Genomic DNA, 15,644 nt, shown 5'->3' with positions numbered 1-15,644 from the left:
CGGTCCGACACCCGTTGACACCCCCACGTCGCGGTCACTCGTCGCCGAGGAACTGCTTCGCGTCCTCGTACGTGCCGGCCGGCGGCGCGGTGTCCGGGCCGTACACGAGGTGCACGACGCCGGTCTCGAACGCGGTCGACGACCGCAACGTCAGCGGCAGCGGCGCGTCGCCGTGCTCGAACAACCGCAGCCCCTTGTACCGGACGACCGGGTGGACGAGCAGGTGGAGCTCATCGAGCAGGCCGGCGGTGAGGAGCTGGCGTACCACGGAGACGGAGCCGCTCATGGCGATGGTGCCGCCCGCCGAGTCCTTGAGCGCGGTGACGGCCGGGACGAGGTCGCCGACGAGCCGCTCGGAGTTGCGCCAGGTGGTGTCGAGGTCCCGGGTGGTGACGACGATCTTGCGGGCGTCGCCGAGGCTCTTGGCCATGCCGGCGTCCGGGCCGCCGGCAAGTTCCCGGTCCGGCCACGCCGCGGCGAAACCGTCGAACGTGGTACGGCCGAGCAGCAGCGTGTCCGCCGAGCCGATCTGGCTGTCGACCGCGCGGGCCATCTCGTCGTTGAAGTACGGGAAGTGCCAGTCCTGCGGGTCCTCGACGACGCCGTCGACGGAGATGAACAGTCCTGCGGTGATCGTGCGCATGGCGCGTGCTCCTCGGGTGTGCCGGATCCTCTGGTACTGGATTGGACGACGCGGGCGCGCCGAACTCACCGCTCCACCGCCCGCGTTTCCGCGGCAGCGCGGTACCCGGGCCGTACGGCGATGATCTCGCCGATCGGCGGCGGGCGGGGCCGGCGTCCGCGATCCTGTGGGCAGTGGCGTTCGCCGGGGGCCGGCGGTACCGGACCGGGCCGGAGACCCCGCGGAAGGGGGCTGTCGTGTCCGACCAGCAGGGCTCCGCGGCACCGGACGGACCGCCCGGTCGGGCACGTCCGGTACCGAAGCCGACGGGCACCGCGCGGCTGGCGCTGGCGGTGGGCGCGCTGGGCGTGGTGTTCGGCGACATCGGTACGAGCCCGATCTACACGCTCCAGACGGTGTTCGACCCGACGGACCCGCATCCGGTCCCGCTCACCACCGGCGACGTGTACGGGGTGGTGTCGCTGGTGTTCTGGTCGGTGACGGTGATCGTCACCGTGACGTACGTGCTGCTGGCGATGCGCGCGGACAACGACGGCGAGGGCGGCATCATGGCCCTGATCACCCTCGTACGCCGGTGGGGAGCCGGGCCGGGTCGCCGGGCCGCGATGCTGCTCGCCGGGCTCGGCATCTTCGGCGCGTCGCTGTTCGTCGGCGACAGCATGATCACCCCGGCGATCTCCGTACTCTCCGCCGTGGAGGGGTTGAAGGTCGTCGAGCCGTCGCTGGGCGAGCTGGTCGTGCCGGTCACGGCGGTGATCATCCTGGTGCTGTTCCTGGTACAGCGGCGCGGCACGGGTGCGGTGGGCCGGGTGTTCGGGCCGGTGATGATCGCCTGGTTCGTGGCCATCGGGACGCTCGGGCTGGTGGGGATCACGCGCCGGCCGGAGATCCTCCGCGCGCTGTCCCCGACGTACGCGGTGGGGTTCCTGGTGGGGCACTTCGGGGTGGCGTTCTTCTCGCTGGCCGCGGTGGTACTGGCGGTGACCGGCGCCGAGGCGCTGTACGCGGACATGGGGCACTTCGGCCGGCCCGCGATCACCCGGTCCTGGCTGTTCCTGGTGTTCCCGGCGTGCCTGGCCAGCTACATGGGCCAGGGCGCGCTGATCCTCGCCGACCCGCACAACGTGCACAGCCCGTTCTTCCTGCTCGCGCCCGGCTGGGGCCGCCTTCCCCTGGTACTCCTGGCGACCGCGGCCACCGTCATCGCCGCGCAGGCCGTCATCACCGGCGCGTACTCGGTGGCCGCGCAGGCCGCGCGCCTCGGGTACCTGCCGCGGCTGCGGGTCGCGCACACGTCCGCGCAGCGGTTCGGCCAGATCTACGTGCCGTGGGTGAACTGGCTGCTGCTGGTCTCCGTCCTCACGCTGGTGTTCGCGTTCCGCAGCTCGGCGGCGCTGGCCTTCGCGTACGGGGTGGCGGTGACCGGCACGATCACGATCACCACGCTGCTGTTCTTCTACATCGCCCGCAAACGCTGGCGTACGCCGGTGTGGCTGATCGCCGCCGGCGCGTCCGTACTGCTCGTGGTGGACCTGCTGTTCCTGGCGGCGAACCTGACGAAGCTGACCCACGGCGCCTGGCTGCCGCTGCTCATCGCGGTCAGCGCGTTCACGGTGATGGTGACGTGGCAGCGGGGCCGCGCGGTCGTCACCGCCGAACGGCAGCGCCGCGAGGGCTCCCTGCGCACCTTCGTCGAGCAGGTACGCCGCCATCGGCTGCCGACCGTCCGGGTGCCCGGTACCGCCGTGTTCCTCAACCGCGGCGCCCGCGCCACGCCGCTCGCGATGCGCGCGAACGTCGAGTACAACCACGTGTTGCACGAGCACGTGGTGATCCTGTCGCTCACCACCGAACCGACGCCGCGGGTGCCCGCCGCCGAGCGCATCGCCGTCGCCGACCTCGGGTACGACGACGACGGCATCATCCAGGTCACCGCCCGCTTCGGGTACATGGAGGCGCCGGACGTGCCGGCGGTGCTCGCCACCCTCGACCCGGCCCGTACGGAGGGCTGGCTCGAACTCGACCGGGCCACGTACTTCCTGTCGAAGATGGAGATCCGGCGCGGCCCGGCGCCGACGATGGCGCCGTGGCGCAAGCGGCTGTTCATCGCCACCTCGCACCTCACCGCGGACGCGGCGGAGCACTTCAAGCTGCCGCGGGAACGGACGGTCATCCTCGGCTCGCAGGTCGAGCTGTGACGCCGGTCGAGGCGACCGACCCTCGGGCGGCTATCGTGCGGCCAGGCAACCGATCGGGGGAGAGCATGGGCGACACCGGCCGTACCGCGCTGGTGGTCATGCTGCCGGCGGCCGACCCGCTGCTCGACGCCGCCCGCCGCATCGCCCCCGACCGGGTACGTCCCGGCGTCGGCGCACACGTCACCGTGCTCTACCCGTTCGTACCGGTGGCGGAGGCGGCGGACGCGGTGCGCGAACTCGCCGCCGGGTACGGGCCGGTCGGGCTGGACCTGACGGAGACGGTGACCGCGCCCGGGTTCGCCGCCGTGCCCGTACCGGCGCTGCAACCGGTCGTGGACGCGGCGGCCGACCGGTGGCCGCGGACCCCGCCGTACGGTGGGCGGTTCGGTCCGCGACCCGCCGCCCACCTCACCCTCGCGATGGGCGGCACCGCCACCGAACTCGACCGCGTCACCGCCGGCGTACGGCCGCTGCTGCCGGTGCGGGCCGCCGCCACCGCCCTGCTCGTCGTCGAACTCACCGACCAGGGCTGGCGCCCCCGCCTCGACGTACCGCTCGGCGCCCGCTGACGGTCAGGACATGAAGTCGAGGATGTCGCCGTTGAGCCGCTCCGCGTGCGTGACGTACAACCCGTGCCCCGCCGCCGCGTACTCGTGGTAGACCGCCCCCGGGATCGCCTTCGCCGTACGCCGCCCCGTGATGTGCACCGGCGCCGACGCGTCCGCGTCCCCGTGCACCACCAGTACCGGCACGTCGATCGTCGGCAGGACGTCCTCGTGCGCCGTGGTCAGGTTGACCTCCTGCACCCGCAGCGCCGCGTACGGAGCCACGTCCAGGCACTGCCGCACCGTCGCGTCCACCAACGCCGGCGACACGTCGTTGCCGAGGTGCGTGGCGAAGTACGCCTGGCTCCGGTCCGCCAACCACCTGTACCGGTCCGCCCGCAGCGACGCGATCGACGCCGCGCACAGCTCCGCCGGTACACCCTCCGGGTTGGCCGCGCTGCGCCGCATCGACGGCAGGCACGCCGCCACCAGCACCACCCGCGCGATCCGCGCCGACCCGTGCCGGCCCAGGTAGTGCGCCACCTCCACACCACCGAACGAGTGCGCCACCAGCGTCACGTCCCGCAGGTCCAGCGCGTCCAGCAGTACGGCCAGATCGTCCGCGAGCGTGTCCATGTCGTACCCGGTCGACGGGCGGTCCGAACGGGCGTGGCCGCGCCGGTCCCGCAACACGCACCGGTACCCCTCCTCCAGGAACCGCGGTACCTGGAACTCCCACATGTCCGCGCCCAGCGCCCAGCCGGCCACGAACACCACCGGCGCCCCCGTCCCGTAGTCCTCGTACGCCAGGCGGGTTCCGTCGCTGGCGGTCACGTACGGCATCTCGATCTCCCGGTTGTCCGTTCCTCGTCCGACACCGGCAACCCTGCCCGCCGACCCCGCACCCGGTCGATGACCTCCGAGGTCATCCCCAGCCCGATGACCCACCGCCGCCCGGTACTCGCCAGCGATCGCCCGCGCCGCACTCGTTGCCGTGCCACGCCGTCGTCCCGTCGTACTGAGTCGGCCGCGCGGTGCGGTGCCGGTGTGCTCGGCGCGGGTTCCGGGGCTCGGGGTGGGTGCGGTCGTCCGGCACGGGGCCGCCCGGCCGGGCCCACGTGGAGCCCGGCCGGGCGGCCGAGTGGGGCACGGGACCAGGCAACCCCCCAGCGCCTGGCGCCGCACCCGTGTCGGACGGCGAGGTGACCCCGGCACCCGACCGCACCCGGACGCGACGCCAGGCAACCCCCCAGCACCTGGCGTCGCGTCCGTGCCGCCATCGTGACCGCGATCCGTGCCGGGAACCAACGGGGCCCGGGTCAGTTCCCCCATCGTTAACCCGGTGTACGCCACGATCGGTGGACACCGGTGGCGCACCGTACTGACATGCCGGGCTCGCCGGACATCACCCACCCGGTCCTGATCGCATACCGTCACCGCGGCCCGAGCGTACCGCTTCCGGTTGGTGTGCAAGGCTTCCCGCCGATTGCGCGGAACCGTGACGAGTTGGAGAGCTGCGGCATCATGCGGTCGGTTCGCGCCGTGCGCGGTGGAAGCACCGTTTCGCGCGGGAGAGCGGCCGTGCGGTGGGCGTACGACGGGATGCGGTCAGGGGGTGGGGGATCCGCCGCCCTCGGCGAGGCGCTTGAGGTTCAGCAGTTGGCGGCGGGCCATGACGAGGTCGCCGACGGACGCCGCCGGCGCCACCAACCGGTTGGTACGCAAGGAAACCTTGAGCAGCAGGCGGGTTCGGTCGGGCCCGTCGGGCACGAGCACGTACGACAGGAAGGCGCCCATGATGGTGCCGGTGAGTTCGCGTCCGGGCTCGACCGCGACGATCCGGCCGCGCTGGCGCCCACCGGCGGTGGTGAACGGTTCGCCGACGCGCGGTTCGGGCAGGCCGACCAGGTTCTGCGGTGAGCGCCGGCCCAGGTTGTCGATCCAGTCGTACGAGTACGGCGCGATGCGCACCTGTCCGACCCAGGGCCAGACCGCGGCGGCGGAGGCCGCGACGTCGACACCGCGCCACGCCTGGAGTACGGGTGCGGGAACGAAGTCGTCGCACGGATAACGCCGCCGTACCTCGTCGTCCCGGACGCCCCACCGGTCACCGATCATCCGGTCATCCTCCACCGGTCGGACGGATCGGGGGAGATCGGGTCAGTGGTCGTCGACGTGGCCCTCGTGCAGCGCGTGCCGGTGCCCGTCGTGCACGTAGTCGACGTGGTCGCCGTGCGGCACCGCGACGTGGCCGCACCCGTCGCCGTGGGTGTGCGTGTGCCCGGTGTGCTCGACGTGCCCTGTCGGCTCGCACTCGTCGGTGTGCCCGCCGTGCTCGCGGTGCAGGTGCCCGTCGTGCACGTAGTCCACGTGATCCCCGTGCGGTACGGCCACGTGCCCGCAGCCGTCGCCGTGCGTGTGGCCGTGCCCGGTGTGTTCGGTGTGGGTCGTGGTCATGGCGCCCCCTCGTGCGTCGTCGCCGTACCGCCGTGCCGCCGCGTCCACGGCACCCGCCCTACGCTGCGACCGTACGCCCGGCCGACGCCCACCCGGGCGCGAACCCACCCCCGCTCACCGTCCCGGGTGCACCGGAACGCACCGACCCCGGATCCCCTCGTACGACCGGGTCCGGCCCACGCCGCTCCCGTCCCCGGACACCGGCCATACCGAGCATCCCGCCGCGCCACGGCACCGAACGCCACCGCACACGCGGCCGCCGCATCCCGGCCACGACGCCGAACGGCCGCTGTACTCGGAGGAGCCAGCCATTCTGCGGCCACAACCGCGAGCGGCGACCGGCGTTCGAGCGTCGGCGTCGCGCTCGGCTTGGGGCCACGACGCCGAACGCCGCTGTACCTCGGAGGGTCAGCTGTTCTGCGGCTACAACCGCGAGCGCCGACTTGTGTTCGAGGGTCGGCGTCGCGCCCGGTGTGTGGCCACGACGCTGGTCGCCGCCGTACCTCGGAGGCGCCAGATGTTCCGCGGCAACAACTGTGAACGCCGACCTGTGTTCGAGGGCCGGCGTCGCGTACGGCATGCGGCCGACGCCACAACACAGAACGGCTTCGCGTCCCGACCGGATGGGGACACCGAACGTCGCCGGCCGCTCGGTGTCCACGACATCCCGCGCGGCGAGTCGGGACGTTCGCAAATGCTTACCACGCAAGGGAAGTCGTGGAGTTTCGCAAGTCCGTGACGCGGGCGGATCCGGCCCGCCCGACCGACTCTCCATAGTGGACCTTCGCGCCAGCACCCCGTCACCCGCGGCTCGTCGCCGGTCGCGCGGTACGCCGAGCGGCGCCGGCGCGTACCGGATCGGCGGGAGGACAACAGACCGCGGTGAGCCGGGCCGGCGGGAACCGGAGCGGGATTGGTTGGTGGGCAAGGGATCCCGGCGGGGGAGTCAGCCGAGGGTGGCACGGAGGGCGGCGCCGAAGGCGACGGGGTCGCCGGTGCCGCCGTACTCGCCGCCCGCGACGAACCCGCCGTGGTCGCCGGGGAACGTGGTCGGTTCGGTGCCGAGGCGGTCGGCGATGGCGCGGCCGGCGCGGGCGGGCAAAGTCTCGCCGGAGGTGGCGCCGACGCCGACGACGATGCGGGTGGGTGCGGACCTCAGCGCCGCGAAGTCGTGCTCGTACTCGTTGCACGTGATCATGTTCTGCCCGAGCAGCGGGTTGTCGCGGACGCTGTCGTCGTCGGTGGGCAGGCCGAACGCGGCCGGGTCGGGCGCGGGCCGCGCGGCGTACTCGTCGGTGAGCGGGCCCTGGTGGCTGACCAGCATGATGAACTTCGCCATGCCGGGCCCGAACCCGGACTTCAGGTACGTCTCGCGGATGTCGGTGCAGGCGGCGAGTACCTGGGCTCGGTCGGGCAGTGCGGACGAGGCGGGCGGCTCGTGCGCGACGAGGGTGCGTACCCGGTCGCCGTGCTGCGCGACGAGGACGAGGGCGTTGACCGCGCCGCCGCTGCTGGCGAAGATGTCGACCGGCCCGCCGCCGACGGCGTCGATGACGCGGCGCAGGTCGTCGGCGTGCTCCTCCGGGGTGGACCGGTCGGCCCCGTCGGTACGCGGGCTGCGGTCGGCGCCGCGCGGATCGTACGTGACGACGGTGCGGTCGGTGAACTGTGCGGCGAGGCCGACGAACGCGGACGCGGCCATCGGGGACGCGACCAGCAGCAGCGGCGGTTCGGTGCTCCCCTCGTTCGGGCGTACGTCGTAGGTCAGGACGGCGCCGGGCGCGTCGAGGGTGCGGGTCGTCGGAGCGGCCATGGGATGTCCTCCAGGATCGGATCGTCACCGGTACAGACGGTCCGCGCCGCCGGAACTCATCGACGCACCCGGGGCGTCCCGCGCGGGGTGCGGCCGCCGTCACGTGTCGACCCTACGGCGCCATGGCCGGATCCGTTACCGGACAGGCGAACCGCGCGCCCGGGGCCACGTGTGGGCGGGCGCGGCCGGACGGACGGTGGGCGCGGCGGCGACCGTACGGTCCGGTCGACCCGGGCCGAGCGAGTGGCGGCCACGAGCGCGAGCGGATTCGTTGCTGGCGAACGCAGCGGGTGGCGATGGGTCGGGCGATCGTGCGTGGAGCGGCCGCGCGGGTTCTGCACGGAGGTGCGGGTTGCGAACGGAACCGGCGGCGCGCGGCGATCTCGTCGGCGCCGGCGGGCGGCAGGAACGCGGGCGGCAGGAACGCGGGCGGCACGAACGCGGGCGGACAGAACGCGGGGGAGGGAACGCGGCCGGCACCGCCGGCGTGACCCCCGCCGTGCTGACCACGTGAGGCGGTCGGTGCTGTGGCAGGTGGCGTCGATCCGCCGGGCGAGTTCGGCGTTGCGGTCGGGTCCGGCGCCGACGCTGGCGTAGACGATCGCGACGTGTGCCGCGCGCGGGTACGCCTGCCGTCCACGGCCGTGCCCTGGCCCGCCGTGTCGTACGGGACGGGTCGTCGCCCGGACGTGGTCGTCCGACCGGTCCGGTCCGGCGCCCCGTTCGTCCCCGCCCCGCGCATCTACGACAGCGACTGTAGTAATAATGTCTACGACACTCAACTGTAGTAGCCACTCGGTCGTGCGTACTGGCGCGTCGTGGCGGCCGCTGCGGGACACCGACATCGGAAGGCACGGCATGGGCGCAGATCGCAGCCTCTTCTGGGACATCGACCACCTGGCTGCCGCGACCGGCTGGGCGCACGGTTTCATGGCCGCGTACGCGCTGTGGGGCGGGCTCGTCGCGCTCGCCGCGGTCTGGGTGGTGTGCGGGCTGCTGGCCCGGCGCCGCGCCGACGGCTTCCAGTCGCTGGCCGCCGTCGTACTCACCGGCGTGGCGACCCTGGTCGGCCTGGCGCTCAACCAGATCGTCGGGCCGCTGGTCGACCGGCCCCGGCCGTTCGTGGCGATGCCGCACGTCCTGTTGCTGCTGAACCATTCGACCGATCCGTCGTTCCCGTCCGACCACGCGGTGATCGCGGGGGCGTTCGCCGCCGGGCTGCTGGTCGTGTCGCGCCGCTGGGGCGCACTGGCCGTCGTACTGGCCGTCCTGCTCGCGTTCGCCCGGGTGTACGTCGGGGTGCACTACCCGCTCGACGTCACCGGCGGTCTCCTGATCGGCGCGGCCGTCGCGTTCCTGCTCGTACTCTCCGGCCTGCGTACGCTCGTCGCCCGGCTGCTCGCCGCCCTCGCCCGGACGCCGCTGCGGCCCGTACTCGCCGGCGCGACGGTCGCCGGGTCGTACAGTCGGGTGGGTGGCGACGCCTCGGCCGCGTCGCCCGAACTGCCCGCTGGAGGCCGCCACCGGTGACCACGGCTCTCGCCGACCTGGCCGCTCTGCTCGACCAGTACGGCTACCTTGCGGTGTCCGTACTGGTCCTCGTGGAGGACTTCGGGGTGCCCTCGCCCGGCGAGACCGTGCTCATCCTCGCCTCGGTCGCCGCGCACGACGGCCACCTGCACATCCTCGCCGTCGCCGGCCTCGCGCTCGTCGCGGCCGTCCTCGGCGACAACATCGGGTACGCCATCGGCCACTTCGGCGGTCGCCGCCTCCTCGCCCGGTACGGCCGGTACGTGCTGCTCACCCCGCGCCGGCTGGACCGGGCCGAACGGTTCATGGGCCGGCACGGTGGCACGGTCGTGATCGTGGCGCGGTTCGTCGAGGGACTGCGCCAGGCCAACGGCCTGCTCGCCGGTGCGGCCGGCATGCGCTGGTGGCGTTTCCTGGTGTGCAACGCGATCGGCGCCGCCGCCTGGGTCGGCGTCTGGGCCACCCTCGGGTACCTGCTCGGCGCGCACCTCGCCGCCGTCGAGCGGCTCGCCACCCGGTACGAGCTGTACGTGGTGGTCGCCGCCGCGCTCGCGGTGACCGGTCTGGTCGGCTGGCGGGTACGGCGCGCCCACCGTCGCCGCCACCCGGCCGGTTCCCCGTCCTGACCGCTTTCCGTTGCCGGACAAGGGATCCACCGCGCGGATCCGACCCGTCCGGTCCCCCTTGTCGACCGCTGTCCGTTGCCGCGCCGGCCATCCAGGCGTGGTATCGGCCCGCCCCGATGTTCCTGCCCGGTGTCGTGTCGTCCGTCCCGGTTGCTTGTTGGCCAATTGGTCAATACTATTGGCCGCATGGTCAACGACATCGAGGCGGCGCCCACCGACCTCCGGGCCGTGCGCGCCGCGATCTGGACGTACGTGGGGATCGTGGTCGCGACCGTCGTGGTGCTGGTCGTCCTCACGGCCGCCGCACCGCACCTCGCGACCCGGGAGGCGTGGGGCCACGCCCTCGTCGTCGCCGCCTTCGCGGTACTGCTCCCGTTGCGGCTGCGCGCGGCCCGGCGCGGCAGCGTGCGGGCGGTCCGCGCGATCGGGGTCATCGCCACCGTCGTCGCCGCGGTGAACGTGGTGGAGGCGTGCCTGCCCGCGTTCCCCGGCTGGATGCGCGGTCAGATGGTCGTGGTCGCCGCGGTCATGCTGGTCCTGCTCGGCTGCGTCGTCCGGGCGGCGCGCCGGCGGGTCGCGTGACCCCGGGCGGCCGCAGCGGTCAGAGTGGGCGCATGAGCCCGTCCGACCCCGCCCCGACCCGCCGCCGCGAACGCCTCGGCGAGGAGCGGCGCCGCGCCCAGATCGTCCGCGCCACCCTGGAGGTCGTCGCCCACCACGGCTACGAGTACGCGTCGCTGGCCCGGATCGCCGACGCCGCAGGCGTTTCCAAGGGCCTCGTGTCGCACTACTTCGGGTCCAAGGACGACCTGATGGCCACCGTCGCCCGCGGTACTCTCGCCGCGCTGCGCGACTCCCTCGCCGCCGGACTCGACCTGACCCGACCCGTCCCCGACGTACTCCGGGCCGCGTTGCGGCAGGCGGCGCGGCTGGGGCAGACGCACGCCACGGAGTTCCGGGCGCTGAACCGGATCTCGCTCAACCTGCGCGGCCCGGACGAGGCGCCGCGGCTCACCCTCGCCGACTACGAGGAGACGTACCGGGCGGAGGAGGCGCTGCTGCGGCGCGGCCAGGAGGAGGGCACCCTCCGGGACTTCGACGTACGGGTGGTGGCCGTGACGTACCAGGGGGCGATCGACGCGATGCTCGCCTACCTCGACGAGCACCCCGACGTCGACCCGGACCGGTACGCCGACACCCTGGCCGAACTGCTGCTCGCCGGGATCGCCGTCAGGCGGTGACGCGGGTGCGCGGCCGGCGCCGGACCGTCAGCAGCAGGACGGCCCCCAGCGCCAGGGCCCCGCACGCGCCGAGCGGCCGGGCGAGTGCGAAGTGGTAACCAGACCACGGCGGCTCCGGCAGCAGCGAGCCGGCGCTGCCCACGGCGAGGAGGTCGAGGCCGGCGGCGGGCAGCGTGCCCAGGACCGCCACCACCAGGAGTACGAGCGCGGCGAGGTCGGCGGTCGCGCGGTGCCGGGCCCGCGCCAGTACGGCGGCGGCGACGAGCCAGCCGGCCACCAGCCCAACCGCCGCACCCACCGTGGCCAGCACGTACGCGGTGGTCGGCGGGATCGGCAGCACGTGCACGGTCACGTCGTCCGGGTGGCGGGCGTCGCCGGCCAGTACGGTCAGCTCGATCCGGAGCCTGGCGCGGTCGGCGACCAGCGTCTCGGCGTCGTGCCGGACCCGCCAACCGTGCCCCGACAGGTACCGCCCGGCGTCGGCGAGCGGGGCGGCACGGTGCGGCACCTCGAACCATTCGAGTACGACGCCGCCCCGCGCCGGGTCGGGATCGCCGAGCACCGCCATCAACGCGGTGTCGAGGGGGTCGCCGCCGGACTCGTACGCGCCGTCGGAAACGGTGTCGACACTGGGTTTCCCGGCCGGCAGCAGCGGCCCGGCGACCGCGACCGCACGCGCCCGCGTCGGCGCCGGCCCGACCGTCGCGTACCAGCTGGCGAAGCCCGCCAGCCCGGCGAGCGCGCCCGCACCGGCGAGCGCGGCGAGTGCGGCGAGGAGCCAGCCGGCGCCGCGCACCCGCACCCGGGTACGCAGCCCGTCGGCGACGATCGCGGCCCGGGCCCGCCGGCTGTCGGCGCCCGGGTCGGCCTCGGCGGCGTCGAGCAGCGTGGTCAGCAGGTCCGGGCCGTACCGGTGGCGGTGCCAGCCCGGGTACGCGTGCAGCAGCCGCCGGTAGCGGCGGACGGTCGCCTCGTCGGTCACGTCGGTCCCTTCGGGGTCGGTCGCCGGTCAGGCGGGGCGCGGGCGCAGGGCGGCGAGCCGGTCGGTGGCCACGGCGAGCAGGTCGCGCCGCCGCGCGGTCTCGGCCCGCAGCGCGGTCGCGCCCGACCCCGTCAGCCGGTACGACCGGCGCACCCGCCCGCCGCCCAGCTGCTCCTCGCCGGCCACCTCGACCAGGCCCTCGGCGGTCAGCCGGTCGAGCGCCGCGTACAGCGTGCCGGCGCGCAGCGGCATGCCGCCGGGCAGCTCCGCCGCGGCACGCATGATCGCGTACCCGTGCAGCGGCGGACCCGCGAGCGCGGTCAGTACGAGGAAGGTCGGCTCCTGCATCGCCATGCGGTGACTATACCGATGATCTGAATAGTGTCCAGTACGCGCGGGACCGCTCCCGCCGCCGTCCGGTACACCGGTGTCACGACGGAAGGCGGTACGGAGATGACGGATCGAACGCGGTGGCGGACCGCGGTACTCCTGGGCTGCGTCGCGGTCCTCGCAGGCTGCGGCGCCACCGACCCGCCCCGCGCCACCGACGGCACCGACGCCACCGCCTGCCGGTACGGGTCGTGCCAGATCCGTGTCGACGGCAGCGCCGGCTTCGGTGTCGAGACCCCCGCGTACGGGATCGACCGGGTGCACGTCACCGTCGCCCACTCGACCGTCACCGTCCGGGGTACCGCACCCGGTACGGAAGTGGAGAACACGTTGTCCGGCAACGGATCCCGCGGTCAGCTCAACAACCTCGGCGTGCGGGTCGACTGGGTCGACGGGGCTGTCGGCGTCCTGACCTTCACCCCGACGACCCCGTGAGTTGGAGGCTGACGATGTCCGGTGCAGGCCGGGAAAGCGTTGCTGGACGGGCGATCCGGAGCGGTCAGGCGAAGCCGGCGACGCGGAACGCGACCCAGCCGAACGCGGCGAGCGGTACGGCCAGCGCGGCGGCGAGCGCCCGGCCGCGCAGGCCGCGTCCCGCGGCGGCCACGAGTACGACGGCCAGCGCCACCTGGATCACGGCCGTCCACGCGTCGTCGTCCCAGCCACGGTGCGGGCGCAGCGCGCGCTGCGCGGCCTCGGCGAGCAGTACGGCGCTGGGGAGGGCGACGCCGAGCGCGGCCAGGAAGGGGGGACGTACGGCGCGGAGGTGCCCGGCGAGGCCGAACACGCAGCCGGCGAGCACCCCGGAGGCGGTCCAGGCGAGGCCGACCGCGGACACCGCGTTGCCGACCTCGTCGTGCAGTACCAGCGCGGCGGCGAGGTAGTAGACGGGGACGGCGACGACGAGCAGGACGGTGCCGGCGACCATGCAGCGTACGGCGCCGGCGCGTACCCACCGGGCGAGGCCGAACGCGGCGACCGCCCACAGCGCGGCCGAGTTCGCCAGGTTCGCCCACGGGTACGGGAGGGCGAGCTGGCCGGCGAGGTCGAGCGCGCCGAGTACGACGCCGGCGGCCACGGCGACGACGGCCACGACCGGACCGCGGCGTACGGCGGGGGCGGGCGTGCGGGTCGTCGCGGTGGCGGTGGACATGCCGACAGTGAACCAGAACCGTCAGGGCGCGCCGATGCCGGTGAGCGCGCGTACCTCCAGCTCGGTGTGCCGGGCGGGGTCGGCGGGCCGGCGGCTGAGCAGCGTGCCGAGGACCGCGCAGGCGAACCCGACCGGGATCGACACGATGCCCGGGTTCTCCATCGGGAACCAGTGGAAGTCGACGCCGGCCGGGAACAGCGACTCGCTGGCGCCCGTGACCGGATTGACCTTGCCGGACACCACGGGCGAGAAGGCCACCAGCAGCAGCGAACTGCCGAGCCCGCCGTACATGCCGGCGACCGCGCCCGCGGTCGTGAACCGCCGCCAGAACAGGGAGAACACGATCGACGGCAGGTTCGCCGAGGCCGCGATCGCGAACGCCAGCGCCACCAGGAACGCGACGTTCAGGTTCTGCGCGAAGATGGCCAGGACGATCGCGAGCGTACCGATCAGGGCGGCGGCGAACCGCGCCACGCCGACCTCCTGCGACTCGCGCGGGCGGCCGAGCATGAGAACCTGCCCGAAGTAGTCGTGCGCGAGCGACGTCGCGGACGCCATCACCAGCCCCGCCACCACGGCCAGGATCGTGGCGAACGCGACCGCGGCGATCACCGCGAGCAGGATCCCGGCACCGTACCTGCCGGCGACCTCGTGCCCGAGTACGTGCGCCAGCTGCGGTGCGGCGGTGTTGCCGGCCGGGTCCTGCGCGGTGATCGCGGCGTGCCCGACGAGCGCCGCCGCGCCGAACCCGAGCGCCAGCGTCATCAGGTAGAACACGCCGACCAGGCCGATCGCCCAGTTCACCGAGGCGCGGGCGGTACGCGCGTTCGGCACGGTGTAGAAGCGGGTCAGGATGTGCGGCAGCCCGGCGGTGCCGAGGACCAGCGCCAGGCCGAGGCTGATCAGGTCGAGCTTGTGCGCGAGCGTCGCACCGGGGTGGCCGGGCACCTCCGTCCCGTACTTGAGGCCGGGTTCGAGGAACGCCGCGCCGTGCCCGCTGGCCTTCGCGGCGCTGCCGAGCAGCCGGCTGAGGTCGAACCCGAAGTGCGCCATGACCAGTACGGTCATCAGCGCGGTGCCGGCCATCAGCAGTACGGCCTTGGTGATCTGTACCCAGGTGGTGCCCTTCATGCCGCCGAACGTCACGTACACGACCATGAGGACGCCGACGACGATGATGGTCGCGACCTTCGCCTCGCCCGCCGACATGCCGAGGAACGTCTCGCCGGGCCTGATGCCGAGCAGCAGCGATACCAGCGCGCCCGCCCCGACCATCTGCGCGAGCAGGTAGAACACCGAGACGGTGAGTGTCGAGACGGCCGCCGCCGTACGCACCGGGCGGGCCCGCATCCGGAACGACAGTACGTCGGCCATGGTGAACCGGCCGACGTTGCGCATCAGCCCGACGAGCACCAGCGCGACGAGCCACGCGACGAGAAAGCCGATCGAGTACAGGAAGCCGTCGTAGCCGGCGAGCGCGATGATGCCGGCGATGCCGAGGAACGACGCGGCGGACATGTAGTCGCCGGCGAGCGCCAGCCCGTTCTGCAGTCCGGAGAACGCGCGACCGCCGGTGTAGAAGTCCTCCGCGCCGCCGCCGGAGTTGCGCCGCGCCCAGACCGTGATGACGAGGGTGACCAGGACGAGCGCGACGAACAGTCCGAACGTCAGCGCCCGCCCCGTCGTGAACGTGCCGCTCACCGGTCACCGGCCGCGGTGTCCGCGAGCTCGGCGGCGAGCGGGTCGAGCCGGGTCCGGGCGAAGCGCGCGTACCGGAGCGCCACGACGAACGTGGTCACGAACTGCAGCAGCCCGAACACCAGCGCCACGTTGACGCTGCCGTACACGCGGATGCCGAGCAGGTCCCGGGCGAACGCGGAGAGCACCACGTACAGCAGGTACCAGCCGAGGAACGCCGCCGCGACCGGGAACACGAAGCGCCGGAACCGGGAGCGCAACTGGACGAAGCGCGGGTCGTCGCCGAGCCCGGCATGGTCCGGTTCGGGTACCGCCCGCCGGTGCATGGTGCCGCTGACCACGTCGTTCCTCCATGGTGCCGAAAACCC

General features: G+C 73.7%; 17 protein-coding genes. 7 read left to right on the top strand and 10 right to left on the bottom strand.

Going from position 1 to position 15,644, the window contains the following annotated elements; genetic code table 11:
• Positions 1-34 precede the first annotated feature (34 nt).
• Complete coding sequence (locus Aru02nite_RS03900; RefSeq protein WP_203654947.1) at positions 35-643, bottom strand: dihydrofolate reductase family protein; 609 nt, start codon at positions 641-643, stop codon at positions 35-37.
• Positions 644-879: 236 nt separating this feature from the next.
• Between Aru02nite_RS03900 and Aru02nite_RS03895 the strand changes: the two genes are divergently transcribed.
• Positions 880-2,841 carry a potassium transporter Kup gene (locus tag Aru02nite_RS03895; protein WP_203654945.1) on the top strand — a complete coding sequence of 654 codons (1,962 nt, stop codon included), beginning with the start codon at positions 880-882 and terminating at the stop codon, positions 2,839-2,841.
• Positions 2,842-2,906: 65 nt separating this feature from the next.
• On the top strand, positions 2,907-3,410 hold the full coding sequence (locus Aru02nite_RS03890) for a 2'-5' RNA ligase family protein (RefSeq protein WP_203654943.1): 504 nt from the start codon (positions 2,907-2,909) through the stop codon (positions 3,408-3,410).
• A gap of 3 nt (positions 3,411-3,413) precedes the next feature.
• Here the strand turns inward: Aru02nite_RS03890 and Aru02nite_RS03885 are convergent, their stop codons facing one another.
• The 4 genes from Aru02nite_RS03885 to Aru02nite_RS03870 all read right to left on the bottom strand — a co-directional run bounded on the left by Aru02nite_RS03885 (position 3,414) and on the right by Aru02nite_RS03870 (position 7,656).
• Positions 3,414-4,229: an alpha/beta fold hydrolase gene (locus tag Aru02nite_RS03885; protein WP_203654941.1), complete on the bottom strand. Its 816-nt coding sequence runs from the start codon at positions 4,227-4,229 to the stop codon at positions 3,414-3,416.
• Positions 4,230-4,994: 765 nt separating this feature from the next.
• Positions 4,995-5,504: a polyketide cyclase gene (locus Aru02nite_RS03880; protein ID WP_203654939.1), complete on the bottom strand. Its 510-nt coding sequence runs from the start codon at positions 5,502-5,504 to the stop codon at positions 4,995-4,997.
• Between the two features lie 42 nt (positions 5,505-5,546).
• On the bottom strand, positions 5,547-5,843 hold the full coding sequence (locus tag Aru02nite_RS03875) for a hypothetical protein (RefSeq protein ID WP_203654937.1): 297 nt from the start codon (positions 5,841-5,843) through the stop codon (positions 5,547-5,549).
• A 946-nt stretch (positions 5,844-6,789) separates the two neighbouring features.
• The gene (locus Aru02nite_RS03870) at positions 6,790-7,656 is read right to left on the bottom strand and encodes an alpha/beta fold hydrolase (protein WP_203654936.1); all 867 of its coding nucleotides are present in this window, start codon (positions 7,654-7,656) and stop codon (positions 6,790-6,792) included.
• An 858-nt stretch (positions 7,657-8,514) separates the two neighbouring features.
• On the opposite strand from Aru02nite_RS03870, the gene Aru02nite_RS03865 reads away from it, so the two are divergent.
• The 4 genes from Aru02nite_RS03865 to Aru02nite_RS03850 all read left to right on the top strand — a co-directional run bounded on the left by Aru02nite_RS03865 (position 8,515) and on the right by Aru02nite_RS03850 (position 11,053).
• Positions 8,515-9,186 carry a phosphatase PAP2 family protein gene (locus Aru02nite_RS03865; protein WP_203654935.1) on the top strand — a complete coding sequence of 224 codons (672 nt, stop codon included), beginning with the start codon at positions 8,515-8,517 and terminating at the stop codon, positions 9,184-9,186.
• Positions 9,183-9,812 (top strand): DedA family protein, encoded by a 630-nt coding sequence (locus Aru02nite_RS03860; RefSeq protein WP_239076384.1) that lies wholly within the window; start codon positions 9,183-9,185, stop codon positions 9,810-9,812. Before Aru02nite_RS03865 ends, Aru02nite_RS03860 begins: the two co-directional genes overlap by 4 nt.
• A gap of 186 nt (positions 9,813-9,998) precedes the next feature.
• Positions 9,999-10,394 (top strand): hypothetical protein, encoded by a 396-nt coding sequence (locus Aru02nite_RS03855; protein ID WP_203654934.1) that lies wholly within the window; start codon positions 9,999-10,001, stop codon positions 10,392-10,394.
• 32 nt (positions 10,395-10,426) lie between these two features.
• Positions 10,427-11,053 (top strand): TetR/AcrR family transcriptional regulator, encoded by a 627-nt coding sequence (locus Aru02nite_RS03850; RefSeq protein WP_203654933.1) that lies wholly within the window; start codon positions 10,427-10,429, stop codon positions 11,051-11,053.
• Here Aru02nite_RS03850 and Aru02nite_RS03845 read toward each other — a convergent pair.
• Both Aru02nite_RS03845 and Aru02nite_RS03840 read right to left on the bottom strand, forming a co-directional pair.
• On the bottom strand, positions 11,043-12,035 hold the full coding sequence (locus Aru02nite_RS03845; protein ID WP_203654932.1) for a hypothetical protein: 993 nt from the start codon (positions 12,033-12,035) through the stop codon (positions 11,043-11,045). The two genes, Aru02nite_RS03850 and Aru02nite_RS03845, sit on opposite strands and share 11 nt — an antisense overlap.
• 27 nt (positions 12,036-12,062) lie before the next feature.
• On the bottom strand, positions 12,063-12,389 hold the full coding sequence (locus Aru02nite_RS03840) for a PadR family transcriptional regulator (RefSeq protein ID WP_308446252.1): 327 nt from the start codon (positions 12,387-12,389) through the stop codon (positions 12,063-12,065).
• A 99-nt stretch (positions 12,390-12,488) separates the two neighbouring features.
• On the opposite strand from Aru02nite_RS03840, the gene Aru02nite_RS03835 reads away from it, so the two are divergent.
• Positions 12,489-12,860, top strand: coding sequence for a hypothetical protein (locus Aru02nite_RS03835; protein WP_203654931.1), 372 nt, complete (start codon positions 12,489-12,491; stop codon positions 12,858-12,860).
• 64 nt (positions 12,861-12,924) lie between these two features.
• On the opposite strand, the gene Aru02nite_RS03830 is transcribed toward Aru02nite_RS03835, so the two are convergent.
• The 3 genes from Aru02nite_RS03830 to Aru02nite_RS03820 are packed head-to-tail and all read right to left on the bottom strand — an operon-like array spanning position 12,925 to position 15,617.
• The gene (locus Aru02nite_RS03830; protein WP_203654929.1) at positions 12,925-13,578 is read right to left on the bottom strand and encodes a DUF6518 family protein; all 654 of its coding nucleotides are present in this window, start codon (positions 13,576-13,578) and stop codon (positions 12,925-12,927) included.
• Between the two features lie 21 nt (positions 13,579-13,599).
• A complete protein-coding gene (locus Aru02nite_RS03825) occupies positions 13,600-15,279 on the bottom strand; it encodes a monocarboxylic acid transporter (protein WP_203654928.1) in 1,680 nt (559 codons plus the stop codon).
• On the bottom strand, positions 15,276-15,617 hold the full coding sequence (locus Aru02nite_RS03820) for a DUF485 domain-containing protein (RefSeq protein WP_239076383.1): 342 nt from the start codon (positions 15,615-15,617) through the stop codon (positions 15,276-15,278). The genes Aru02nite_RS03825 and Aru02nite_RS03820 overlap by 4 nt, the downstream gene beginning before the upstream one ends.
• Positions 15,618-15,644 lie beyond the last annotated feature (27 nt).

Source organism: Actinocatenispora rupis (assembly GCF_016861975.1).
In the GTDB taxonomy this organism is placed as follows: domain Bacteria; phylum Actinomycetota; class Actinomycetes; order Mycobacteriales; family Micromonosporaceae; genus Actinocatenispora; species Actinocatenispora rupis.
This window is presented reverse-complemented; position numbering and strand designations above follow the sequence as displayed.